The organism is Streptomyces sp. NPDC059169 (assembly GCF_042755225.1).
Lineage (GTDB): Bacteria > Actinomycetota > Actinomycetes > Streptomycetales > Streptomycetaceae > Streptomyces.
Window position 1 is genome coordinate 65,405 of record NZ_JBHZCF010000014.1, and the last position, 22,527, is coordinate 87,931.

Below are 22,527 nucleotides of genomic sequence, written 5' to 3' on the forward strand. Positions count from 1 at the left end.
GGGGGCAGGGAACAAAAAAGGGGGAGAGAGGGGGGAGGCGCGGGGGGGGGGGGGAGGGGGGGAAGGGTGGGGTGGGTGGGTGGGGGCGGACGGGGGAAGATGGCCCGCCCCGGACGCCGTGATCAGACGAGGTCGAACCGGTCGAGGTTCATCACCTTGTCCCAAGCGGCAACGAAGTCCTTCACGAACTTCTCCTTCGCGTCATCGCTCGCGTAGACCTCCGCGAGCGCCCGAAGTTCGGAGTTCGACCCGAAGAGCAGGTCCACGCGGCTGCCGGTCCACCTGACCTGACCCGTCGCGTCGTCGCGCCCCTCGAACGTGTTGGCGTCACCGGAGGTGGGCTCCCACGTCGTACCCAGGTCGAGCAGGTTGACGAAGAAGTCGTTCGTCAGCGTCCCGGGATTCGCCGTGAAGACGCCGAGTTGCGACTGCTGGTGGTTCGCGCCCAGGACGCGGAGGCCACCGACGAGGACCGTCAATTCGGGTGCGCTCAGGGTCAGCAGGTTCGCCCGGTCGATCAGCAGGTACTCGGCCGGCAGCCGATTGCCCTTGCCGAGGTAGTTGCGGAAACCGTCCGCAGTCGGCTCGAGCGCGGCGAACGACTCGACGTCGGTGTGATCCTGCGACGCGTCAACACGCCCCGGTGCGAACGGGACCTCGACGCCGAAACCGGCGTCCTCGGCGGCCTTCTCGACGGCTGCACCGCCGGCGAGCACGATCAGGTCGGCGAGCGAGATCCGCTTGCCGCCGGTCTGGGACGAGTTGAAGTCCTGCTGGATGCCCTCCAGGGTGCGCAGCACCGTCGCCAGCCGGTCGGGGTCGTTGACCTCCCATCCGCTCTGCGGCTGGAGGCGGACGCGCCCGCCGTTGGCGCCGCCGCGCTTGTCGCTCCCGCGGAAGGAGGAGGCCGAAGCCCAGGCCGTGGACACCAGCTCGGACACCGACAAGCCGGAGTCGAGGATCCGGCGCTTGAGCGCGGCGACTTCCTCCGCGCCGACGAGCTCGTGCGTCACCTCGGGGAGGGGGTCCTGCCAGAGCAGTACCTCGGACGGAACCTCGGGACCCAGGTAGCGCGCGATGGGGCCCATGTCACGGTGGGTCAGCTTGTACCAGGCCCGTGCGAAGGCGTCGGCGAACTCTTCGGGGTGTTCGAGGAAGCGCCGTGAGATCTGCTCGTAGACCGGGTCGAAGCGCAGGGACAGGTCGGTCGTCAGCATCGTCGGGGCGTGGGTCTTCGACGGGTCGTGGGCATCGGGCACGGTTCCCGAGCCCGCGCCGTCCTTCGGACGCCACTGGTGCGCGCCGGCCGGACTCTGGAAGAGCTCCCACTCGTAGCCGAAGAGGATCTCCAGGAAGCTGTTGTCCCACGTCACTGGAGTGTTGGTCCAGATGCCCTCGAGGCCGCTGGTGATCGCGTCGGCACCCTTGCCGGTCCCGTGACTGCTCTTCCAGCCGAAGCCCTGCTGCTCGATCGGGGCGGCCTCGGGGTCGGGTCCGACGGCGTCCGCCGGACCCGCACCGTGGGTCTTGCCGAAGGTGTGGCCCCCGGCGATCAGGGCGACGGTCTCCTCGTCGTTCATCGCCATGCGGCGGAACGTCTCACGGATGTCGCGGGCCGCGGCGATCGGGTCGGGGTTGCCGTTGGGGCCCTCCGGATTGACGTAGATGAGGCCCATCTGGACCGCGCCGAGGGGGTTTTCGAGCTCGCGGTCGCCCGTGTAGCGCGCGTCGCCGAGCCAGGTGGTCTCGGGACCCCAGTAGACGTCCTCGTCCGGCTCCCAGACGTCTTCACGGCCGCCGGCGAAGCCGAAGGTCTCGAAGCCCATCGACTCGAGGGCGACGTTACCGGCGAGGATCATGAGGTCGGCCCAGGAGAGGCTCTGCCCGTACTTCTTCTTCACCGGCCAGAGCAGGCGGCGGGCCTTGTCGAGGTTGCCGTTGTCCGGCCAGCTGTTGAGGGGGGCGAAGCGCTGCTGGCCGGCCCCGCCACCGCCGCGCCCGTCGCTGATGCGGTAGGTGCCCGCGCTGTGCCACGCCATGCGGATGATGAACGGGCCGTAGTGTCCGAAGTCAGCCGGCCACCAGTCCTGTGAGGTGGTCAGGACCTCGGCGATGTCGCGCTTCACGGCCGGGAGGTCGAGGCTCTGGAAGGCCGCTGCGTAGTCGAACTCCTCACCGAGTGGATTGGCCACGGCGGGGTTCTTGGCGAGGATCTTCAGATTGAGCCGCTCCGGCCACCACTGGCGGTTTCCCCCGCCCTGCGTCGGGTGCGGTGCCCGCCCGTGCGCAACCGGGCAGCCACCCCCGCCCTCAGCCTTCGCGTCAGCGACGATTGCTTCATGGTTCTCGGACATGGGAATCCTTCCGGACTGGGCGGATCACGTGCTCAGGAACTGCGGGCGGTGGAACGGTCGGGATCTTGGGCCCCGGTGGCGGTCTTCGTTGTAGGCGGCCTGTCGTCGATCGATCACCCCCGGTCGTGGGGGTGCGGTGCGTCGGGGCGCGACCGGTCGACGAGCGGCGGCGAAACGCCGCACCACCGGATCGGCTGAGAGGGGCGCCGGGACCCCGTACCGCGTACGGGGCGAACGGCCGCGACCTCGTCGGGACGTCGTGCCCCGACGGGGCGAGACAGTGGCCGTCCCGTACGGCCCCGGGCGCGCCACGCGAGTGGCCGTCATCTCCAGGCCGGCGCCGTGCGGCTGCTGGAGGTTTGTCCCGTCATGTCTTCAGTCTCCTGCCGTATCGGAGCGCACAGCTCCCTTGGCTATCACCAGAACCGATCCTACGATGGACAGAGTCCAGGTCAAGAAGAATGCCTCATCCATATCCGATCAGAATCCGGACAGGTATCGGTACACTTCGGGTGACCCATGATCTTGAATAGGTGAACCGACATGAGCGACCTGCTGAAACGACTGCGAGGGAGTGGCTGGCGGGTGACCTCCCAGCGGCGCGTCGTTGCGGAGGTCCTCGACGGCGACCACGTGCACCTCACGGCCGACGAGGTGCACGCCCGCGCGGCCCAGAGGCTGCCCGAGATCTCCCGGGCGACCGTCTACAACACCCTGGGCGAGCTCGTCGCCCTCGGTGAGGTCATCGAGGTCTCGACCGACGGCCGGGCCAAGCGCTACGACCCGAACGCCCATCAGCCCCACCAGCACCTGGTGTGCTCCCGGTGCGGAACCATTCGAGACGTCCACCCGACCGGTGATCCGCTGGCCGGACTCCCCGCGGAGGAGCGGTTCGGCTTCACGGTGTCGGAGGTGGAAGTGACCTACCGCGGGGTGTGCCCGTCCTGCGCCTGAGGACTGTGCCGTATCCGCCGGTCGCGGGCGAGGCCGCCGTGTGGCGACGGGCGGGGCCACACGGCGTCGGGCCGCTGTCCTCAGTCGAGGCAGAACTCGTTGCCCTCGATGTCCTGCATCACGATGTGCGTATCGTTGCCGTGATCGAGGAGTCGCACCCGTACCGCGCCGAGGGGGACCAGTCGTGCGCACTCGGCTTCGAGCGCGGCGAGGCGCTCTTCGCCCACGAGCCCGGTGCCGACCCGCACGCAAAGATGCACCCGATTCTTGACGACCTTGCCCTCGGGAACGCGTTGGAAGAACAGTCGTGGGCCCACGCCTGAGGGGTCACTGCACGCGAACCGCGAACCCTGATCCTCAGGAGGCTGGGTACGGTCGAACTCGTCCCACGTGGCGAACCCCGCCGGCGGGGGCGGTACGACGTACCCCAGCACCTCACACCAAAAACGGGCGACGCGCTCGGGTTCTGCGCAGTCGAAGGTGACTTGGAACTGCTTGATCGACGACATCGGCGCACCATAGCAGGGGGACCTGAAGGAGCGCGGAACTTCCGTGTGCCGTGGTGCTGTTGCCACTCCTGGTCGACCGCGACCGGAGGCATCAGGACAGCAGTCCGCGCTCCAGTGCCGTGATCACCGCCGCTGTGCGGTCCGAGACCCGTAGCTTCTTGAAGGACCGCAACAGGTGCGTCTTCACCGTCGCCTCGCTGATGAACAGACGACGACCGATGTCCGCATTGGTCAGCCCCTGGCCGACCAGCCGCAGCACCTCTCGTTCGCGTTCCGAGAGCACGGGTGGTTCGACGCTCCGGGCACGGAACAGCTTGGGCGCGAGGGACGGCGTCACGACGGTCTCGCCCCGTGCCGCCGCTCGCACCGCGTGCACCAGGTCGTCGCGCGAACTGCCCTTCAACAAGTAGCCCGCGGCGCCCGTCTCCACGGCCCGCAGGATGTCGCTGTCGCTCTCGTACGTCGTCACGATCACCACCTTGGTGGCCGGGGCGGCACGAAGGATGTGCCCGGTGGTTTCCACCCCGTCCATACCGCCCATCCGCAGATCGAGCAGGACGATGTCCGGGGCCAGCCGGGCCACCACCGCGATCGCCTCCTCGCCGGAACCCGCCTGTCCCACGACACTGATGTCCCCGGCGGACCGCAGCATCGAACTCAGGCCCTCCCGGACCACCGGGTGGTCGTCGACCAGCATGACGCTGATCGTGCCGTCGCCGCTCATCGGCCGTCTGCCTCCCTCGTCAACGGCACCGCCACCGCGACGGTCGTGCCCTTACCCGGGCTGCTGTCCACGGTCGCCTTCCCGCCGATCTCCCGCGCGCGGGTCTGCATCCCGCGCAGCCCGAACCCCCGCCACCCGTCACGAACGGCGAACCCGGGACCGTCGTCCCGAACGACCAACCGCACGGTGTCAGCCCCGTACACCAGGCGGACCCGCACGGCCCGCGCGGAACCGGCATGTTTGCGGACGTTCGCGACCGCCTCCTGCAGAGAACGCAACAGCACCACGCTGACGACCATCGGCAACGCCCGTTCGTCACCCTCCGCCGTAACGTCCACCCGCATCCCGGTCTGCTCCGTCAGCCCCTCGGCCTGCCGCCGCACCGCTTGGAGCAGCGATGATTCGCGCAGTGCGGGCGGGGTGAGCCCGGCGACGAACTCACGGGCCTCCGCCAGGCTATCCCGGGCCACGCGTCCGGCCAGTCCCAGATGCGTCCTGGCCAGCTGCGGATCCGCCGCGAAGTCGGTTTCGGCGGCCTCCACGAGACTGATGATGCTCGTGAGCCCCTGGGCGAGGGTGTCGTGGATCTCCCTGGCCAGCCGCTCCCGTTCGGCCGATACCCCCGCCTCCCGGGACAGTCGGGCGGCGTGCTCCCGGCTGCGACGCAACTCCGCGATCATTGCGGCCCGTTCATGGCTCTGTCGCATCACCCGGGTGATCCACAGTCCGAGCAGAACGGACAGCGCGATCCCCAGGAGCGAGGTGGGCAAGACGGCGAGGACGGCGCGGTCGAGAGTGCCGCGGTCGATCCACACCACGATGACCGGCATCAGATTGGCCAGCATCCCCACAGCGATCGCCGGCGCCGTCGCCAGGCTCATCATCAGCATCGGCACCACGGCGAACAGCGCGAACGACGCCGCCAGATCGAAGAAGACCGCAAGGGTGAACAACAGGAACAGGCCGACGCAGAAGACGAAGGGGCGCCGTCCCGGCACACGGCCCGGCTGGAGCATCGCGCCCCGTCCCAGGGCCGCGTACCAGGGCACGGCGAGAGTCAGCGCGACCATCGCAACGACACGGTGGACCTGCTCGCCGGCGGAGGCGAACAGCAGGACGGTGATGACGACGTACGACATCGCGAAGAAGGCATCCCACATGCCGAACCACGGGGTTACCGCCTCGGGCGGGTGTTGCAGGGCGTCGACCGCGTTCCCCGCCGGGGCTTCTGTGCTCACCCGCAAGTCCTATCACCCCGCCGCGTTCGGGCACCGGGCACCGGGCGCCGGGCGGCGACCGGCACCGGCGTGAACCGGCCGTGTCCACCGGTCGGTTGACAACCGGTCCCACCAGCTGGTTGTCCCCACGCCCCCGACACCCGGCCTAGCGTCGAGAGCGACCCACGGAGGACTGCGCAACCGCACCACAGGCGTCGCGCACACAACGGAAGAGGCCTGCCCGTGAGCCCGTTCCTGACCGCGCTGACCGCCAGCGGCACGATCCTGCTCGTCATTCTCGCCACCGACCTCGGCACCCGTCGCATCACCAGGATGCGGCTGCTGCGGTCGATCGCCGCGGTCCTCATCGTCCTCGCGCTCTTCGTCCACTCGCTACCTCGGGAGGGCAACGACCCCCTGCTCCAGTTGGCGGGCGTCGGCGTTGGAGTCATCTGCGGGCTGATCGCCTCCGCGTTGCTGCCCGCACACCGCGATGCGGCCGGACAGGTCCACACCAAGGGAGGGATCGGATACGCACTCGTGTGGCTCGCGCTGTCCGTCTCCCGTGTGCTCTTCGCATACGGTTCGGAGCACTGGTTCGCCGAGGGCATCGTCCGGTTCAGCATCGAGAACGAGCTCAGCGGCCGGGACGTGTACGCCAACGCCTTCGTCTTCATGGCCCTGGCCATGGTGCTCACGCGCAGCACCGTGCTGCTGGGCAAGCGCCGCCGACCGGGCACGCCCGGACAGCACGCGCCCGGCGACCTGGCAGCAACCCGGGGAGCCCCACCGGTGCGCGCCGACCTGACGAAGTCCCCGGCCCGGTCGGGTGCATGCTCCTCCTCGAAGCAAGGATGAAACAAGTGGAACGCTCGGACGCCGTGAGGCTCAGGCCCCCGTCCCACCGTGTCGACCGGCGGGCACTGGGCTGGTGGACGTTGCAGGCGGCGGTGTTCGCCGTCCCCCTTCCCCTCGTCTTCGGAGTGCTCTACCTCAGCATCCCGCCCGCCCGGGTCGTCTTCATCTGGGCCTTTCTGACCTCGCTGGTGCCGGGCATCGTCTACACCAGCGTCATGCCCCTCTGGCGCTACCGGGTCCACCGTTGGGAAACCACCGACGAAGCCGTCTACTCGGCCTCGGGGTGGCTCTGGCAGAACTGGCGGGTCGTCCCGCTGTCCCGCGTCCAGACCGTGGACACGCTGCGCGGTCCCCTCCAGCAGCTCTTCGGGCTCTCCGGCATCACCGTCACCACGGCCTCCTCCTCCGGCGCCGTGAAGATCAAGGGCATCGACCACCGGCTTGCCCGGGACGTCGTCGAGCACCTGACCAAGTCCACCGGGGCGACGTCGGGAGACGAGACATGAGCCGGGAAGACGAACTGCGGAGCGCCGTCGGCACACCGCACCGCGACGACCGGCCCGACGCCGCGGGGTGGACCCGCCTCAGCCCGCGCCTGCTGCTCGTCAACCTCGGCATGCTCGGCGGGCCGCTCGTCCTGTTCCTGCTCGCGCTCCTGGTCACCGGCGCCACCCTCCAGACGCTCATCTCCCTCGGTTCCCTGCTGATCACCTTCCTGATGATCAGCGGGATCGGCACGATGCGACTGGCCACCACGCGCTTCCGCGTCGCGGACGGACGCGTCGAACTGCGGTCCGGGCTGATCTTCCGCGTCCACCGCTCGGCCCCGCTCGACCGGATCCGCACCGTCGACGTCTACGCCAAGCCCATGCACCGCCTGGTCGGGCTGGCCTCACTGCGCATCGGCACCGGCGGGCAGACCTCGTCCACCAGTCGCGAACTCTCGCTGGACGGCATCACCGGACACCATGCGTCCGAACTCCGCCGACTCCTGCTCGACCGGCGCGGCAGCAGCGCCACCAACGGCCCGGACCAGGACGCCACCGTCGCCGAGATGGACTGGGCGTGGCTGAGGTACGCGCCGCTGGCCGTCTGGGGCGTCGGGAGCGTATGCATCGGCGTCGGCTCCGCCTACCGTGTCCTGCACGAGATGAAGATCGACCCGCTTGAACTCGATGGCGTCAAGGATGTCGTCGAAGACCGCTTCGCTTCCCTCCCGCTGTGGTTCGGCATCCTCCTCGTGATCGCGATCGTCGTCGTCGCCGGCGCCGCGGTGTCCACCGCCACCTTCGTGGAGGGTTGGGCCGACTACCGGCTGGAACGCGACGAGGGCGACGTCTTCCGCGTCCACCGGGGCCTGCTCGTCTCCCGTTCCGTCACGCTGGAAGGGCGTCTGCTGTGCGGCGTCGAGATCAGCGAACCGATGCTGCTGCGCTGGGCCGGCGGTGCCCGGCTGGACGCCGTCGCCAGCGGACTCGGCAGCAGCGAGGAGAACCGCAGCCGCCGTTCCCTCACCCCGCCGGCGCCCAGGGAAGAAGCCCTGCGGGTCGCCGCCGACGTCCTCGCCGAGGAGAGGTCCCCCACCGAGTCCACCGACCTCGTCCGACACCCCCACGCCGCCCTGCGCCGCCGCATCGTCCGCGGCTTCGTGGCCCTCGCCCCCGTCGTGGCGGCGCAGCTGGGCCTCGGAGTGTGGCTCGCCCCCGTCCTGGTGCGTTCGGCCCTGATCAGCGCACTCATCGGACTGCCGGTCGTCATCGCGCTCGCCAACGACGCGTACCACGCTCTCGGCCACGGGCTCTGCGACCGCTACCTCGTCGTCCGCGCGGGTACTTTCACCCGCCGCACCACGGCACTCCAACGCGACCGAGTCATCGGCTGGAAGATCACCCGCTCCGCCTTCCAGCGCCGCAACGACCTCCTCACACTCGGGGCGATCACTGCCGCGGGCGACGGCTGCTACAAGGTCCGCGACGTGCCCCTCGGCGAGGGGATCGCCCTCGCCGAGGACGTGGTACCCGACCTGCTCGGCCCGTTCGTCGAACGCGTCCCGCGCGGCTGACCTCGCGGGACGAACGGTCCACCCCGCCCCGTGCCCACCCGTGTGCCCCGTCGACGGTGTTCATCGCGCGCCTCGTCCGGTGCCGGCCCTTCCACTTCCATCGGGCGTTGGTTCCGCAACGACCGCTATCGACCCTGGTAACGGCCGGTGTCCGGACGGGCCGTCGTCGTCGCCGTCCGATGGGCGGGAACGGCGATGGCCGTGAGGACGACTCCGCGGTCCGAGAGCCAGCGTCCGGTGAAGCGGTCGACCGTCCACCCGTCAGCGGTGCGCCCGGGGCGCAGGATCCGCGCGGTGAACGTGCCCCGCGGCCGGCCCGTCGCACCGTCCTCGCGGAAGGAGATGTCGGCGTCGTCGAAGTCCAGCTCGGTGCCGAGCAGCGGGTACCACGCCTTGTAGACCGCTTCCTTCGCGCTGAACAGCAGCCGGTCCCGGCAGGGTCGTCCCGCGGCCCCTCCGGCATGAACCCAGGCCAGTTCGCCCGGCAGCGCGATCGACTCCAGCACCCCCTCCGGCAGCGGGAGGTCTGGTTCCGCATCGATCCCGATCGTGCTGAGATCGGTGGCCCGGGCGAGTGCCGCGGCCCGGTAGCCCTCGCAGTGGGTCATGCTGCCGACCACCCCGGCCGGCCAGCGTGGGGCGTTGCGCACGCCCGGCAGCACCGGGGTGGGCGGCAGCCCGAGCGCCGCCAGTGCCCGACGGGCGCAGGCCCGCACCGTGGTGAACTCCTCCCGGCGCCGGTCGACCGCGTGCGCGACGAGCTCTGCCTCCTCCGGGTAGAGCGTCGCGGAGTCGTCCGGCCCGAAGACGTCGTCGGAGACCGCCCCTTCTGGCAGCAGTTCCTCGATCACGCACGTGCTCCTTGTCGCTGGTTGCCGGTGCCCGTGGCCGGATTCGCGGCGTACGGCAGGATCTGCCGCAGCAGCCCCTTGGGGTGGCCGCGGCGGCGCCACTCGCGCGGATAGCCGATGGACACCTCCTCGAAGCGCACCCCGTCGTACCAGGTGGTCCTGGGGATGTGCAGATGCCCGTAGACGACGGCCGCCGTGGTGAACCGGCGGTGCCAGTCCGCGGTCAGCACCGTGCCGCACCACTGGGCGAACTCCGGGTGCCACAGCACGTCCGTGGGCTCGCGCACCAGCGGGAAGTGGTTGACCAGGACCAGGGGCACGGAAGGGTCCTGCGCCGTGAGGAGTCGCCTCGTCTCGGCCACCCGGGCACGGCACCAGTCGTCCCGACTCCGGTGGGGATCCGGGTGGAGCAGGTACTCGTCCGTGCACACCACGCCCGCTTCGTGCGCGCGGGCCAGTGACTCCTCCTTGGTCGTGGTGCCCGCCACCCTGAACGTGTAGTCGTAGAGGAGGAACAGGGGCGCGACCCGGACGGGCCCACCGGCGCCCTGCCACAGCGGCCAGGGGTCCTCCGGGGTGAGCACGCCCAGCGCCCGGCACATCTCCACCAGGTGCCGGTACCGGGCTTCGCCGCGCAACTGCACCGGGTCTTCGCGCGGGGTCCACAGCTCGTGGTTGCCCGGGCTCCACACGACCTTGGCGAAGCGTTCGGACAGCAGGCGGAGCGCCCACTCGATGTCCTCGGTCAGTTCGCCCACGTCACCGGCGACGATCAGCCAGTCGTCGTCGTGGGAAGGTCGCAGGGACTCGGTGATGGGGCGGTTGTCCGCCATTCCGACGTGCAGGTCACTCACGGCGAGCAAGCGGGGCCCGGCCGGCTCGGCCGGTGCCACCGCCGGGGGGTGGGCGGGGTCAGGCGGTATGTGTGACATCGAGGTCCAGACTGACGAGGGGGTCCTGACGGTAGGTCATGGTGAACTGTCGAGAGGCACGGTCGAGGAGCCGTTCGGAGTCGGCGGGTGTGGCGCCGGTCTCCTCCGGGGCGCGGTGCAACGGTGCCGTCCGGCCGACGCGCCGCTGATCACGATGCGTGCGGTCCCGGACGGGGTGGGTCCTGCCGGATACCGAGGGGATTGAGTCTCGCGGCCTGTTCATCTCGCTCAACAAACATGGACGTAAGGTCTCCGCAACGCGATGGGGAACGGTCTCCGATGGGGGTGAATTCCGCGGCTTGGGCGCTATCCGGCGTCCCGTGTGCGGGGCATCGGCAGGCCTCGCCGCGCCATCGCAGGGATACTCACAGGGCTCACCACAGACGCGCCTCCCCCCTTCGACGTTCCCGTTCCGTGCCGCCTCTTCCGGACTGTATCAATGTCGATCGGGTGCGAAGGGAAACGCGCCAACTCATCAGCACCTCGGCATGGCTCGCGCACGGTGGCGCCGAAGAGGGCACGTCAGCGGCGACACCGATACCGGCGTGGCCGCCGCGTCCGCCACTGGCATGATCGACGCGTGAGCGGTGAATCTGCGCGGCCGGGCCGCACGAAGCACGTCCTGTTCGACGTCGACGGTACGTTGATCGATGCGGTGAGCAACCAGCGCCGCGTCTGGCGGACCTGGGCGGAGAGGTACGGGCTGGATGCGGACGACGTCCATCGGGTGGCGCTGCGCACGCGACCGATGGAGACGTTCGCCCGGGTCGCTGCGGACCGCGATCCCTTCGAGTGCCTGGCCCTGCTGCACGAACTCGAGGACGAGGACGTCCGGACCGGCTCCTACACGGCCTTCGACGGTGCGTCGGAGCTGTTGCACGGCCTGCCGCCGGAGTCGTGGGCGCTGGTGACGTCGAACTACGAGCACCGGGTACGCGGCCGCTTCCTGCGGACCGGCTTGCCGTTGCCGAGCGTGATCGTGGACGCGGCCGCCGTCGAGGAGGGCAAGCCCTCGCCCGTTCCCTACCTGCAGGCGGCCGAGCTGCTGGGTGCCGATCCGGGGGACTGCCTGGTCATCGAGGACGCCCCGTCCGGCGTGCAGTCCGGCCTGCACGCCGGAATGACGGTGTGGGGCGTCAACGCCGCGGTCGCGGTGGACGGCGTCCACCGTCACTTCGCGAGGCTGCGCGAGGCGGTCGTCCACATCACGGACTTCGCGTCCGGTGCTCCCGGAACGGCCGTCTGAGCCCGTTCGCGCGTCCGTCAGCCGTACCGCGGACCGCGGACCGTGGACGGCCCCGGCCCCGGCCCCGGCACCCGGCGCCAACGCGGCGCCTGCGAGCTCCCGCACCGCAGCGACGAAGCCCTCCCCGCGACCGGACCGGGCGGGCGGTGCTCACCCCCTCGGCGCGTGGGTGACGCGCCCAGGCGCCGGCGCAGCCGTCGTGCAGGGCGAACTCCACCTCCCGAAGCCGACGTCGGGGATGTCGAGCAGTGTCAGGGGTCGGGGCGGGGGCCCGGCGCGGAGCACATCCGTACGCGCGCGTCGGAGTCCTGCAATCCTCAGGTGCCATGGCCGCTCACGTAGGTGTCGAGCGCCGAGGCACCCGCCAGCATCGCCAAGCCCCGCGTCGTCAGCCGGTGCCGCCACTCCCGCAGCGCCGCTCGTAGCGGCTCCGGGCCGCCCGACGCCCGGACCTGTTCGAGTACCTGCGCGATCTGCTCCAACCCGTGGCCGCCCCGCCGCAATTGATGGGCGAGCAGCGCGTCGCGCACGTCGTCCGAGGTGTAGATGCGGTAGCCGGTGCGCGGGTCGCGTCGGGGCGCGATCAGCCCGGCCCGCTCCCACTTGCGCAACGTCGCAGGCCGCACGCCGAGCCTGTGCGCGAGCGGACCGATGAGTGTCGCACCTGACTCCCGCTCACGCGGCGGCACCAGGTCGCGAAACGCCCTTTCCACGGCCTCCAGCGTGCTCCGGTCCGCAGCCAACTGCGCGTGGCTCCCGTCGACGAGCCGCAGTGCCTCGTCGACCGCGTCGTCGTTCACCGCCCGCATGATCGCACCCGCTGTCGCGTGGCCGTGCGCGGGGACGAGCGCCAGGAACGTTCGCAAGGCAGCCGCATGGCGCGGAGCGTAGACGCGGTAGCCGTGCGGCGAGCGCCGGGCCGGTGGCAGGAACCCCGCCTCTTCGTAGTTGCGCACCGCCTGTGTGGACAAGCCGTGCTCGCGCGCCAGATCAATGGGCCGCAACTGCATTTTGAGGGTTCACTCTCCTCCATGGGAAGAAATGCCGAAAAAGTTTACACCGAAGGTTCAACGATACGGTGGAAGGCATGACGGTTTCGATCCGGGACGCCGCCCGTCCCTTCAGCGGCGGTGCCCTCACCGCACTCCTGCCCCCTGCCACCCGTCTCCTCGGGCTCGGCGAGCCCACCCATGGCGTCGAAGCGTTCCCCGAGCTGCGCAACGACCTCTTCCGCCACCTCGTGGAGCACGAGGGCTTCCGCTCGATCGCTCTCGAGAGCGACTGCCTGGCGGCCCTGGCCGTCGACGCGTACGTCGTCGAGGGCACCGGCACTCTCGACGACGCGATGAACAGCGGTTTCAGCCACGGCTTCGGCGCCTCACCCGCCAACCGCGAGCTCCTGCGCTGGATGCGCGCCCACAACGAGCAGTGTCCGCCGCAGGAGCGGCTGCGCTTCTACGGCTTCGACGGCCCCCTGGAGGTCGACGGGGCCGCGAGCCCCCGCGAGGCGCTGACCGCACTGCACGACCACCTCGCGGCGCACCTCGACCTGCCCCGCAGTCGCGGCGCCCTCGAGGCGCTGCTCGGGCCCGACGAGCGTTGGACCAACCCCGCTGCCCTCATGGATCCGACCCAGTCGGTCGGCCGCAGCTTGGAGGCCGAGCAACTACGCCTGATCGTTGACGACTTGTGCACGTTGCTCACCACGCATGCCCCGCACTTGCGGGCGGTGACGTCCCCCGACGACTTCTGGCGGGCCGAACTCCACGCCCGGACCGCCGCCGGGCTCCTGCGCTACCACGCAGGCATGGCCGACACCGTGCCCACCCGGGTCAGCGCGCTCATGGGTCTGCGCGACGCGATGATGGCCGACAACCTCGACGCCGTCGTCCGCCGCGAGGCCCGTCGCGGCCCCACCCTCGCCTTCGCCCACAACGGACACCTCCAGCGCGACGAGAGCCAGGTGCGGTTCGCCGACCAACAGCTCCACTGGTGGAGTGCGGGCGCGGTCCTCTGCACCCGCCTCGGTGACCAGTACGCCTTCGCCGCGTCCGCTTTCGGCACCCGCGGCCTTGACGCCCCCGGTCCCGACACCCTTGAAGGTCTCCTGGCAGCCCTTCCCCACGCACGTGCCGTCGTCGACCCCGGACGCCTCGCCGCCGCGCTCGACCGGAGACCGACTCCCCGCGTCCCGGCCGACCACACGTACGCCTCCCTCGACCCTGCGGCCACCGACCGGATGGACGCCATCGTGTTCATCAAGGAGCTGTGAGCCACCCGGGGCAGCGGCCTGGCGCGGGCAGGCACCGGCGAGTGCGCCCGCCCGTGCAGCGGCCGGGGTGGGCGCCCCAGTCCGGTGTCCGGGGAAGGCCGGGGAGCACCGGGCAACGCCGCCGCGACGGCACTGAGTTCGGATCGTTCCCTTGCACAGCCCCCGGAGGGCCGAGGAGACCGTCGTGCACGGTCATCCCCGTGCCAATCCGCCCCCCCTGCGGCACGGGACCTTCCGCGTGGGCGGCGCGCGGGCCGGGGGCTCCGCGGGCGCCTCGACCGGCGGCGGTCCTGCGCCCCGTGCTCAGAGGGGCTCGTCCGGGGGCCGGACCAGCGGGAGGCAGACCCGCAGGCGGGTGTCGCCGGGGTGTGAGTCAACGCGGATGTCGCCGCCGTGCTTGTTGACCACGATCCGGTACGAGATGTCGAGCCCGAGGCCGGTGCCCTGGCCGACCGGCTTCGTCGAGAAGAACGGTTCGAAGATGCGGGGCCGGATCTCGGGGTCGATGCCGACCCCCGTGTCCCGCACCTCGACGTACACGTGGTCGTCCTCGTGCCACGTGGCGAGGGTGAGGGTGCCGTCGCCGTCCATCGCGGCGAGGGAGTTGTCGATGAGGTTCGTCCACACCTGATTCAGCTCGGCTCCGTACGCGGGGACGAGGGGGAGGTCACCGTCGTACTCCTTCACCACCCGCACACCCGGCGGAATCTTCGCCTTCAGCATCACCAGAGTGGCGTCGAGGAGTTCATGGACGTCCACCGGCTGCTGGGCTGCCCGGTCAAGTTGGGAGTACTGGCGGGCCGCGTCGACGAGTCCGGAGATACGACGGACGGCGTCCCCGATCTCCCCCATCAGCATCTCGGTGTCGACGGTGTAGTTCAGCCAACCCACCGCCGCGCGACGGTTGTCATCGGACAGCTCCGCGGTGGCTTCGGCGAGCCAGCCGGCGTCGATGCCGGCCGCCACGAACGTGGGGGCTATGTCCCAGGCGTTCTCCACACCCGACTCCTCGAGCCAGTCGCCGAGTTCGTCCTCGGCATCGGCCGCCTCCATCGCCGTCAGCTGACGGGCGGTGCGGGCGCGCTGAACCGCCGCGTCCTGCATCTCCACCAGTTCGTGCAGACGCTTGCCGTCCACACGGCCGTCCGCGATGAGCGCCAACTTGCGCCGCATGTGGGCCACCCGGTCCCGCAGGGTGTCCGTGGCACGGACCGCGGCGGCGGCGGGATTGTTGAGCTCATGCGTCAAACCGGCGGTCAGCGAGCCGAGGGCGACGAGCCGCTCGCGTTCCCCGACGATGATGTCGCTGGCCCGGAGCCCCAGGAAGAGGCCCTCGAGCAGGTGCAACGCCATGGGGAACCACGTCCGCAGGGCGGTGGCGAACTCGACAGCGGGCAGCACGAACAGTTCCACGTCCGTCACGGCGCGCATCGTGTTGGGGTAGACCTGGTCCACCCGGTCGCCGAGGTAGGCCTGCGTAGCGCCGCCGTATGCGCCGCGTTGGTCACTGCGGCCGAGTTCGATGTCGTCGCCGTGGAGCTGGCGGGAGAGGGCGACGGCCCCGCCGAGCAGCACGAAGAAGCACGTGGCGCCCTCGCCCTGCGAGTACACCGGCGTACCCGCCCGGCGCACCTCCACGCGTCCGCGTTCGGCCAGCCAGGCCAGCTGGTCATCGTCGAGCGCCTCGAAGAGGAACAAGGTGCGCAACTCGTCGGGAGTGAGCACCTCTCGTGAAACCGAGGCGGTCATTGTGCCTCCAGATAGCGGTGCACGAGTGTGACGGCCATGGCGCCCTCGCCCACTGCAGAGGCGACCCGCTTCACCGACTCGGCCCGGACGTCCCCCGCGGCGAACACCCCGGGGATGCTGGTCTCGAGGTGGTACGGGGCACGGGCCAGCGGCCAGCGGGGCGAGCGACCGCCCGGCCGGGGGAGGTCGGGGCCGGTCAGCACGAAACCTCGGGCGTCGCGGGCCACCAGTCCGTCCAGCCAGTGCGTCTGCGGTTCGGCTCCGATGAACACGAACAGCCAGGTGGCGTCGACCTCCCTGAGCGTCCCCGTCCGGTTGTCCCGCAGCGTCAGCCGCTCCAGATGGCCTTCCCCGTCGCCGGCGGCCACCTCGGTGCACGGGTGGATCTCGATGTTGGGCAGGGCCTCGATCTGCTGGACCAGGTACGCGGACATGGAGCGGGTCAGGTCCGGGCCCCGCAGCAACACGTGGACGTTGTCGGCGAAGCGCGAGAAGTAGACCGCCGCCTGGCCGGCGGAGTTGGCACCGCCGACGATGTACACGTCGTCCCCCCGGCAGGCCGCCGCTTCGAACGACGCCGAGCCGTAGAAGACGCCCGCGCCGTAGAACGCGTCGAGCCGTGCTCCTGCGAGACGCCGGTAGGTGACTCCCGTGGCGAGGACGACCGTGTGCGCGCCGATCGAGGTGCCGTCGGCGAACCGCAGCACGCGCCCGGACCCCGCGGCCTCCAGGGCGACCACCTCGGTGGCACTGAGGATCTCCGCGCCGAAGCGGGCGGCCTGCCGCCTCGCCCGGTCGGTGAGCTGCGCCCCGGAGACCCCGTCGGGGAATCCCAGGTAGTTCTCGATCCGGGTGCTCTGTCCCGCTTGGCCGCCGGTCGCGCTGCGCTCGACGAGCACCGTGCGCAGGCCCTCGGACGCGGCGTACACCGCCGCGCCCAGACCTGCCGGGCCGGCACCGATGACGACGACGTCGTAGAAGTCGGCGGCGGGACTCGTGCGCAGCCCGACGTGCGCGGCGAGTTCCGCCTCCGAGGGGGCGTGCAGGGCCTTCCCCTCGACCGTGACGACCAGGGGCACGTCCGCGGTGGTCAGCCCCGCAGCGTCGAGCAACTGGGCGCCCTCGGGCTCGTCCGCCGCTATCCACCGGTACGGGACGAGGTTGCGTGCCAGGAACTCCCTCACCGCGAAGGAGGGGGCGGACCAGCGGTGGCCGACGAGCCTCGTCTCGGGCGCCTCCGGGTCGGTCGACGCGTCCCACAGGTCGACGAGGGTGTCGAGCACCGGATAGAGGTTCTCCTCCGGCGGGCTCCACGGTTTGAGCAGGTAGTGGTCGAGATCGACGACGTTGATCGCCTCAATGGCCGCCCCCGTGTCCGCGTAGGCGGTCAGCAGTACCCGCCGTGCCCGGGGGAACAGGTCCATGGCGGCTTCCAGGAACTGGACGCCGTTCATGGTGGGCATGCGGTAGTCCGCGATCACCACGGCCACGGCCTCGCCGCGCAGCCTGACCTCGCGCAGGGCATCGAGGGCCTCGTCTCCCGAGACGGCGCGCAGCACCCGGAAACGGTCACCGTAGTGGCGCCGCAGATCGCGGGCGATGGCCCGGGACACCCCTGGATCGTCGTCGACGGTCAGGATGGTCGCCTTCGCCATCTCTTCATGATGCTCCGCAAGCGATGCCGATGCCCGCCGGACGGCAGGGAAGCCGGCCCGGGGACCGGTGGGCTGCGCTCTCCTCCCCGGCTCCGCCGCACGACAGCCCCCGGACTCCCCGTGACAGCCCCCGGACTCCCCGTGGCGGACGCCGGGCGGCCCGGGCACAACCCGGGCGCAAGGGGGAGAGGCGCGGCCTCGTTCTCCGTGCGCCGGAGGGGGCGCCGGGCAGGCTTCGCGGGGCCGGGCGCGGGTCTCCCGGACGGGCACCGCTGGTAGGGGCGTGCTCCGGCGTCCGCACTTCGTATCAGGCCCGGGTCAGCACGGTGGACGGACCGCGATCCGCTGCGCGTCCCCCAGTGCGGCCGGCCCACCCACCGTCGGCGGCCGGGCAGTGGAAATCCCCTACCGCGGCGGCCGGAGAACGCGCAGACTCCTGCCATGGCGGACATGGATGCGTTCAAGGAGGCGGTGACCGCGTGGGCGGCCGGCGGTGACGGCGGCCCCGCGTGTGGGCTGGCGGCGCGCCTGCCCGTCCGTACCGTCGTCCTCCTCGAGGGCCCGAGCGACGTCGCCGCGGTCAGCGCTCTGGCCGCCGGCCGCGGCCGGGACCTGGAGGCCGAAGGGGTCTGCGTCCTGCCGATGGGCGGTGCGATGAGCGTCGGGCGTTTCGCCCACCTCCTCGGACCGTCCGGCCTCGATCTACGACTGACGGGACTGTGCGACGAGGCGGAGCGCCGCTACTACGCCCGCGCCCTGGAACGGGCAGGCGCTGCGGCGGGGCAGGGGTTCTTCGTCTGCGCGGCGGACCTGGAAGACGAGCTCATCCGCGCACTGGGCGTGGCACGGGTGGAGGAGCTTGTCCGCGCGGAGGGCGATCTGCGGCCCCTGCAGACCTTCCTGCGCCAGCCGGCACAGCGGGATCGCGCCTCGCAGCAGCAGTTGCGACGCTTCCTCGGCACGAAGAAGGGGCGCAAGATCCACTACGGGCGGGTGCTCGTCGAGGCGCTCGATCCCGGTCGGGTGCCCCCGCCACTCGACGCACTGTTCGCCACCCTCTGATCGGGGCCGAGGAAGCCCCGCCGGAGTCGAAAGCCCCGCCGGAGTCGAAGACGACGGGGCGCAACGACCCCCGTGACCGGCAGGTGCGGGTGGTCGCCGCGGTTAACGGATCGGGTGCGCGGCGAGAGCACCGAAGAGACAGGAAACGGGCGCGTGGCCACACTGGAGGAGTGGACGGGCCTACTCGTCGGGAGGCTGTCGTGTCGAGGTTCCGAGACCTGCTCGCGCGGTTCCGGCCGGTAGGAACCCCGGGAGCCGCCGTGACACCGGTCCCAGCCGACCGAACAGCCGAGTTGGCGAGGGAACTGGGACCGTCCTTGGCTCGACTCGAGGACGCCCAGCAGGAAGCCGAGCGCATCCGTTCCGAGGCAGTCCGCCGGGCCGAGGCCGTACGCAGGCGAGCCGCGGTGCGAGCGGAGGAGATCGTGGCAGCCGCGAAGGCCGCCGCGCCGCAGATGCGGGACCGGGCGTCCACGGAGCCGCGCGAGGTGGCGCGTGCCGAGGCCGCACGCATCGAGGCGGAGGGGGAGCGCGCGGCGGAACGTCTGCGCCGCCGCTCGGAGGAGCGCATGCAGGCCGTCGTCGAGCGCATCGTGGCGGACGCCTGGCGAGGGCTGGTCGACTGACGGAGGAGGAGGGTCGTGGGCGGCGCGTGGACAGCGGGCGTGATCAGGGCCAAGACGCTGGTCTCACGGTCACTGGGTGCCCCCGCTGCGAGCAGTCTCGCGTCGAACGCCACGCTGGACGATGCGCTCCGTGCACTGTGCGCCACGCCGTACCGGAGGTACGTACACCGGGAGTCGGCGCTGGCGGAGGCGCAGCACGAGGTGTCTGCGACACTGCTGTGGCACATGCGGGTGCTCGCCGGATGGCTGCCCCGAACCGGGGGCCTCCTCCTACGGCCGCTCGCGGCCGGATTCGAGATCGCGAACGTGGAGACCCGGCTGCGTCACCTGCGCGGTGCGCCGGACGGGCGAGGAGCCCGGGCGGGTGCTGCCCCCGAACTCCCGGGCCCCGCAATGTCTCAGGAGCCGTACCGACTGGGGAGCCTCGACACGGCTTGGCGCCGCCTGGAACACGCCGGCAGTCCGGCCGAGGTGCGCGCCCTCCTTGCAGCCTCGCCCTGGGGCGATCCGGGTGATGACACGGCGTGGGCCGTGGCCGCGTACCTCCGTACGGCGGCGGCGGTGCGTGTCGCCAGGACGGTCCGCCCGGCGCGCCGGTGGGCCGAGGGGAGGACGGCACTGCTGGTGGCGCGTACCCGGTACGTCGACGACCGCCCGCTGCCGGAGCCGGCCCGTCGGCAGGTGGCCCTTCTGCTGGGCCCGTCGGCAGCCGGGGCCGCGCGGTACGTCGACTTCCGGAACAGCCTGCCGCGTTCCGCCCGATGGGCCCTCGACGGCGTGGACGACGTGCGTGACCTCTGGCGCGCGGAAGCGCGTTGGTGGTCCGTTGTCGAGTCCGACGGAACCGCCATGCTGCGTGCGGTCCGCTACGGTCCCGTACCAGTGGTGGGAGCCGTGGCCCTGTTGTCGGTCGACGCCTGGCGGACGCGCGCGGCACTGGAAGCGGCAGCGCGTGGGGGAGCAGGCCGGGGAGCGTTCGATGCCATGGACTGACGCCCTGACCCCGGTGCGCATGACCCGCGTCGCCGTCGTGGCACCGTGGGACGCCCTCCGGAGGACCCTCGTGGCCGTGGCGGACACGGGCAGCGTCGAATTGGACGGCGTCGCCGAGGCCCGCACCGGTCCTGCGGCCCTGCGGCTCCAGCGTCTCGACGGTGCGTCCGCGGCCCCCGTGCTGACGGTCACCCCGGTCGACCTCGACGCCATCGAGCGCGCGCGGCGGACGGACCTGCTGGCCGGCGAGGCGCAGTTGGAGGAGCGCCTCCACGGCGCGGTCCGGCGCGGTCGGGTGGCCGCACTGGCAGGTTGGTGCCCTTCGGCGGACGTCCCCGCAGTGGAGCAGCACCTCGTCGGCACCGGGGGGACCATCGTGCCGTTGCCGGCTCCCCGAGGTATCGATCCCCCCACCCTCCTGTCCACCCGCGGCGACCAGTCAGGCACCTTCACTCCCCTGGTGACCACGTTCGGCACCGTGCCGTACGCGGACTTCGACCCGTCGTGGCCCGCGGGCATCGCCTACGTGACCATGTTCGGCTTGATGTTCGGAGACGTGGGCCACGGACTCCTGCTCCTCGTCGCGGCGGTGTTGCTGAGGTGCGGATTCCCCCGCAGGCTCGGCCGGTGGCGCCGGCTGTGGCCCTTCTTCGCCGGTGCGGGGACGGTGGGCGTCCTCGCGGGCTTCGCGTACGGTGAGTTCTTCGGTCCGACGGGTGTGCTGCCGGTCCTGTGGCTGGATCCCCTGGAACGGCCGGTCCCGCTGATCGCCGCCGCGCTGGGCTTCGGCGCCGTCATGCTGGCCCTGGCCTATCTGGCCGGGACGGTCAACCGCCTGCGCGAGGGCGGCTTCGGCCGAGCGCTGTACGCGGCGGCGGGCTGCGCCGGGTTCGCCCTGTATCTGGGGCTCGCTACGACAGGGGCGGCCCTCTACCTGCATCGGCCATGGCTGGTGGCGGCGGGCGCCGTGCTGGCCGTCGCGGGTGTGGTCCTGGTCTGCACGGGCCTGTTCGCACTCACCGCCGGCGGACTCGGCGGGGTGGCCGAGACAGGAGTCAGGCTCTTCGACGTCGTCGTGCGCATCGGCACGAACACGGTGTCCTTCGCACGCCTCGCGGCCTTCGGCCTCACCCATGCGGCTCTGGCGGAGGTCGTGTGGCGGGGTACCACGAACCTTGCGCACCACGGGTTCGCACCACTGGTCCTGGCGATGTTGCTGTTCACGGTCGGAACCGTCGTCACCTTCGCGTTGGAGGCCCTGGTGGCCGGTGTTCAGGCGCTCAGGCTGGAGTTCTACGAGTTGTTCTCACGGCTCTTCGATTCCCAGGGCAGACCGTTCTGCCCCTGGCACGTTCCCACGACCGGCATCACTGCTCCAGCAGACATGGAGGTGGCTCCGTGATCACCTGGCTGATCGTCCTCCCCGTGCTCGTCGCCGTTCTCTGCGCCGTTCGCATGCTGGCACGACGACGGGGCAAGCAGGCCGTGCGCTGGGTACTGGCCGGGAACCTGGTCCTCCTCGTAGGCGCCGCGGCCCTCCTGGCCACGGCCCTGGCGGGCGCGGCCTCGGCAACTCCGGCACAGCAGGCAGCGGACACGGGGCAGGCCTCGGCCGCGTTGATCGGCGCCGCCATCGCCGTTGCGGGGGCGTCCATAGGATCGGCGGTCGCCGTGGCGTACACCGGTGCCGCAGCTCTGGCCGCGCTCAGCGAACGCCCGGAGCTGTTCGGCCGGGCCATGGTCATCGTGGGGCTCGCCGAGGGGATCGCGGTCTACGGACTGGTGGTTGCGATCCTGCTGATCGGAAAGGCCTGAGCCGTGGGATCGGTTGCCGCGGTCGGTGAGTGGGCCAGGATAGCCGGCCTGGCCCTGGCCGGAGTCGACGTCTATCCGGCGGAGGGGGCCCCGCAGGTCCGCGAGGTATTGGCGGGACTCGGTCCCGAAGTGGCCCTCGTCGTCATGACCCCCGACGCGTGGGAGGCGGCCGGGGCGCACCGGGAGGACGTCGGCCCGCTGACGGTGGTGATGCCGCCGTGACGGCCGCGGACACGGACCGTTCCGACCGGGCCATGGATCCCGTGCGGGCCGAGCTGTTGCGCGCCGCCGGGCAGGACGCCGCAGCCCTCCTCGCCGACGCCGGTGCTGACGCGGCCCGGACGGTGGAATCGGCCCGGCGCACGGCGGCGGGGATCCTCGAAGCAGCCCGCCGCCAGGGCGGTGAAACCGGCGCGGCCGACGCGGCGGTCCTGCTCACCCGGGCGCGGCACCGGGTGAAGACGCGTCAACTGGCCGCGCAGCGCACGGTGTACCAGGAGTTGAGAGAGCGAGTCGGCGCAGGCGTTCTGAGCGCGCTCGAGGTACGGCCGGAACTGGGTGGCCGCCCCGTGTCCCCGGGGGGCGCGGTGTTCGGACAGGAAAACCCGGGTCCAGACTTCCCGAGGAGGGGGGGGTTGGCCGAAGCGC

General features: G+C 71.3%; 22 protein-coding genes. 13 read left to right on the forward strand and 9 right to left on the reverse strand.

The window, feature by feature from the left end; all coding sequences use genetic code 11:
* Positions 1 to 122: 122 nt before the first annotated feature.
* Positions 123 to 2,354 carry a catalase/peroxidase HPI gene (katG, locus tag ACFXOM_RS24600; protein WP_384937868.1) on the reverse strand — a complete coding sequence of 744 codons (2,232 nt, stop codon included), beginning with the start codon at positions 2,352 to 2,354 and terminating at the stop codon, positions 123 to 125.
* Between the two features lie 543 nt (positions 2,355 to 2,897).
* Here katG and ACFXOM_RS24605 point away from each other — a divergent pair.
* A complete protein-coding gene (locus tag ACFXOM_RS24605; RefSeq protein WP_384937865.1) occupies positions 2,898 to 3,308 on the forward strand; it encodes a Fur family transcriptional regulator in 411 nt (136 codons plus the stop codon).
* An 80-nt stretch (positions 3,309 to 3,388) separates the two neighbouring features.
* Here the strand turns inward: ACFXOM_RS24605 and ACFXOM_RS24610 are convergent, their stop codons facing one another.
* The 3 genes from ACFXOM_RS24610 to ACFXOM_RS24620 form a co-directional block, all read right to left on the reverse strand.
* Positions 3,389 to 3,817, reverse strand: a complete 429-nt coding sequence (locus ACFXOM_RS24610) for a VOC family protein (protein WP_384937862.1) — start codon at positions 3,815 to 3,817, stop codon at positions 3,389 to 3,391.
* Positions 3,818 to 3,908: 91 nt separating this feature from the next.
* Complete coding sequence (locus ACFXOM_RS24615) at positions 3,909 to 4,541, reverse strand: response regulator (RefSeq protein WP_384937860.1); 633 nt, start codon at positions 4,539 to 4,541, stop codon at positions 3,909 to 3,911.
* Positions 4,538 to 5,779, reverse strand: coding sequence for a sensor histidine kinase (locus ACFXOM_RS24620; protein WP_385039276.1), 1,242 nt, complete (start codon positions 5,777 to 5,779; stop codon positions 4,538 to 4,540). The genes ACFXOM_RS24615 and ACFXOM_RS24620 overlap by 4 nt, the downstream gene beginning before the upstream one ends.
* 222 nt (positions 5,780 to 6,001) lie before the next feature.
* Between ACFXOM_RS24620 and ACFXOM_RS24625 the strand changes: the two genes are divergently transcribed.
* The 3 genes from ACFXOM_RS24625 to ACFXOM_RS24635 are packed head-to-tail and all read left to right on the forward strand — an operon-like array spanning position 6,002 to position 8,678.
* A complete protein-coding gene (locus ACFXOM_RS24625) occupies positions 6,002 to 6,616 on the forward strand; it encodes a hypothetical protein (RefSeq protein WP_384937854.1) in 615 nt (204 codons plus the stop codon).
* A complete protein-coding gene (locus ACFXOM_RS24630) occupies positions 6,613 to 7,122 on the forward strand; it encodes a PH domain-containing protein (protein WP_385039279.1) in 510 nt (169 codons plus the stop codon). The genes ACFXOM_RS24625 and ACFXOM_RS24630 overlap by 4 nt, the downstream gene beginning before the upstream one ends.
* On the forward strand, positions 7,119 to 8,678 hold the full coding sequence (locus ACFXOM_RS24635; protein WP_385039281.1) for a PH domain-containing protein: 1,560 nt from the start codon (positions 7,119 to 7,121) through the stop codon (positions 8,676 to 8,678). Before ACFXOM_RS24630 ends, ACFXOM_RS24635 begins: the two co-directional genes overlap by 4 nt.
* A gap of 125 nt (positions 8,679 to 8,803) precedes the next feature.
* Here ACFXOM_RS24635 and ACFXOM_RS24640 read toward each other — a convergent pair whose 3' ends face one another.
* Together ACFXOM_RS24640 and ACFXOM_RS24645 are read right to left on the reverse strand one after the other, a co-directional pair.
* Positions 8,804 to 9,529, reverse strand: coding sequence for a 4'-phosphopantetheinyl transferase (locus tag ACFXOM_RS24640; protein WP_385039284.1), 726 nt, complete (start codon positions 9,527 to 9,529; stop codon positions 8,804 to 8,806).
* Positions 9,526 to 10,461, reverse strand: coding sequence for a metallophosphoesterase family protein (locus tag ACFXOM_RS24645; RefSeq protein WP_384937843.1), 936 nt, complete (start codon positions 10,459 to 10,461; stop codon positions 9,526 to 9,528). Before ACFXOM_RS24645 ends, ACFXOM_RS24640 begins: the two co-directional genes overlap by 4 nt.
* Before the next feature lie 580 nt (positions 10,462 to 11,041).
* Here ACFXOM_RS24645 and ACFXOM_RS24650 point away from each other — a divergent pair.
* Positions 11,042 to 11,707, forward strand: a complete 666-nt coding sequence (locus ACFXOM_RS24650) for an HAD family hydrolase (RefSeq protein ID WP_385039287.1) — start codon at positions 11,042 to 11,044, stop codon at positions 11,705 to 11,707.
* A 317-nt stretch (positions 11,708 to 12,024) separates the two neighbouring features.
* Here the strand turns inward: ACFXOM_RS24650 and ACFXOM_RS24655 are convergent, their stop codons facing one another.
* Entirely contained in the window at positions 12,025 to 12,717 is a 693-nt protein-coding gene (locus ACFXOM_RS24655; protein ID WP_385039290.1) for a TioE family transcriptional regulator, read from the reverse strand.
* A gap of 77 nt (positions 12,718 to 12,794) precedes the next feature.
* Between ACFXOM_RS24655 and ACFXOM_RS24660 the strand changes: the two genes are divergently transcribed.
* Positions 12,795 to 13,979: an erythromycin esterase family protein gene (locus ACFXOM_RS24660; protein WP_384937835.1), complete on the forward strand. Its 1,185-nt coding sequence runs from the start codon at positions 12,795 to 12,797 to the stop codon at positions 13,977 to 13,979.
* Positions 13,980 to 14,282: 303 nt separating this feature from the next.
* Here the strand turns inward: ACFXOM_RS24660 and ACFXOM_RS24665 are convergent, their stop codons facing one another.
* Both ACFXOM_RS24665 and ACFXOM_RS24670 read right to left on the reverse strand, forming a co-directional pair.
* Positions 14,283 to 15,728 carry an ATP-binding protein gene (locus ACFXOM_RS24665; protein WP_384937832.1) on the reverse strand — a complete coding sequence of 482 codons (1,446 nt, stop codon included), beginning with the start codon at positions 15,726 to 15,728 and terminating at the stop codon, positions 14,283 to 14,285.
* Positions 15,725 to 17,383 carry an FAD-dependent oxidoreductase gene (locus ACFXOM_RS24670; protein WP_385039293.1) on the reverse strand — a complete coding sequence of 553 codons (1,659 nt, stop codon included), beginning with the start codon at positions 17,381 to 17,383 and terminating at the stop codon, positions 15,725 to 15,727. The genes ACFXOM_RS24665 and ACFXOM_RS24670 overlap by 4 nt, the downstream gene beginning before the upstream one ends.
* Before the next feature lie 441 nt (positions 17,384 to 17,824).
* On the opposite strand from ACFXOM_RS24670, the gene ACFXOM_RS24675 reads away from it, so the two are divergent.
* The 7 genes from ACFXOM_RS24675 to ACFXOM_RS24705 form a co-directional block, all read left to right on the forward strand.
* On the forward strand, positions 17,825 to 18,445 hold the full coding sequence (locus tag ACFXOM_RS24675; protein ID WP_384937827.1) for a TOPRIM nucleotidyl transferase/hydrolase domain-containing protein: 621 nt from the start codon (positions 17,825 to 17,827) through the stop codon (positions 18,443 to 18,445).
* Positions 18,446 to 18,762: 317 nt separating this feature from the next.
* Positions 18,763 to 19,071, forward strand: a complete 309-nt coding sequence (locus tag ACFXOM_RS24680; protein WP_384937824.1) for a hypothetical protein — start codon at positions 18,763 to 18,765, stop codon at positions 19,069 to 19,071.
* 15 nt (positions 19,072 to 19,086) lie between these two features.
* The gene (locus tag ACFXOM_RS24685; protein ID WP_384944674.1) at positions 19,087 to 20,064 is read left to right on the forward strand and encodes a hypothetical protein; all 978 of its coding nucleotides are present in this window, start codon (positions 19,087 to 19,089) and stop codon (positions 20,062 to 20,064) included.
* Complete coding sequence (locus ACFXOM_RS24690) at positions 20,051 to 21,466, forward strand: V-type ATPase 116kDa subunit family protein (RefSeq protein ID WP_384937819.1); 1,416 nt, start codon at positions 20,051 to 20,053, stop codon at positions 21,464 to 21,466. The genes ACFXOM_RS24685 and ACFXOM_RS24690 overlap by 14 nt, the downstream gene beginning before the upstream one ends.
* Entirely contained in the window at positions 21,463 to 21,879 is a 417-nt protein-coding gene (locus ACFXOM_RS24695; protein ID WP_384937816.1) for an ATP synthase subunit C, read from the forward strand. Before ACFXOM_RS24690 ends, ACFXOM_RS24695 begins: the two co-directional genes overlap by 4 nt.
* Positions 21,880 to 21,882: 3 nt before the next feature.
* Positions 21,883 to 22,101, forward strand: a complete 219-nt coding sequence (locus ACFXOM_RS24700; protein WP_384937813.1) for a hypothetical protein — start codon at positions 21,883 to 21,885, stop codon at positions 22,099 to 22,101.
* On the forward strand, positions 22,098 to 22,527 hold a 430-nt coding region (locus ACFXOM_RS24705), incomplete at its 3' end, for a hypothetical protein (RefSeq protein ID WP_385039296.1). The genes ACFXOM_RS24700 and ACFXOM_RS24705, both read left to right, overlap by 4 nt.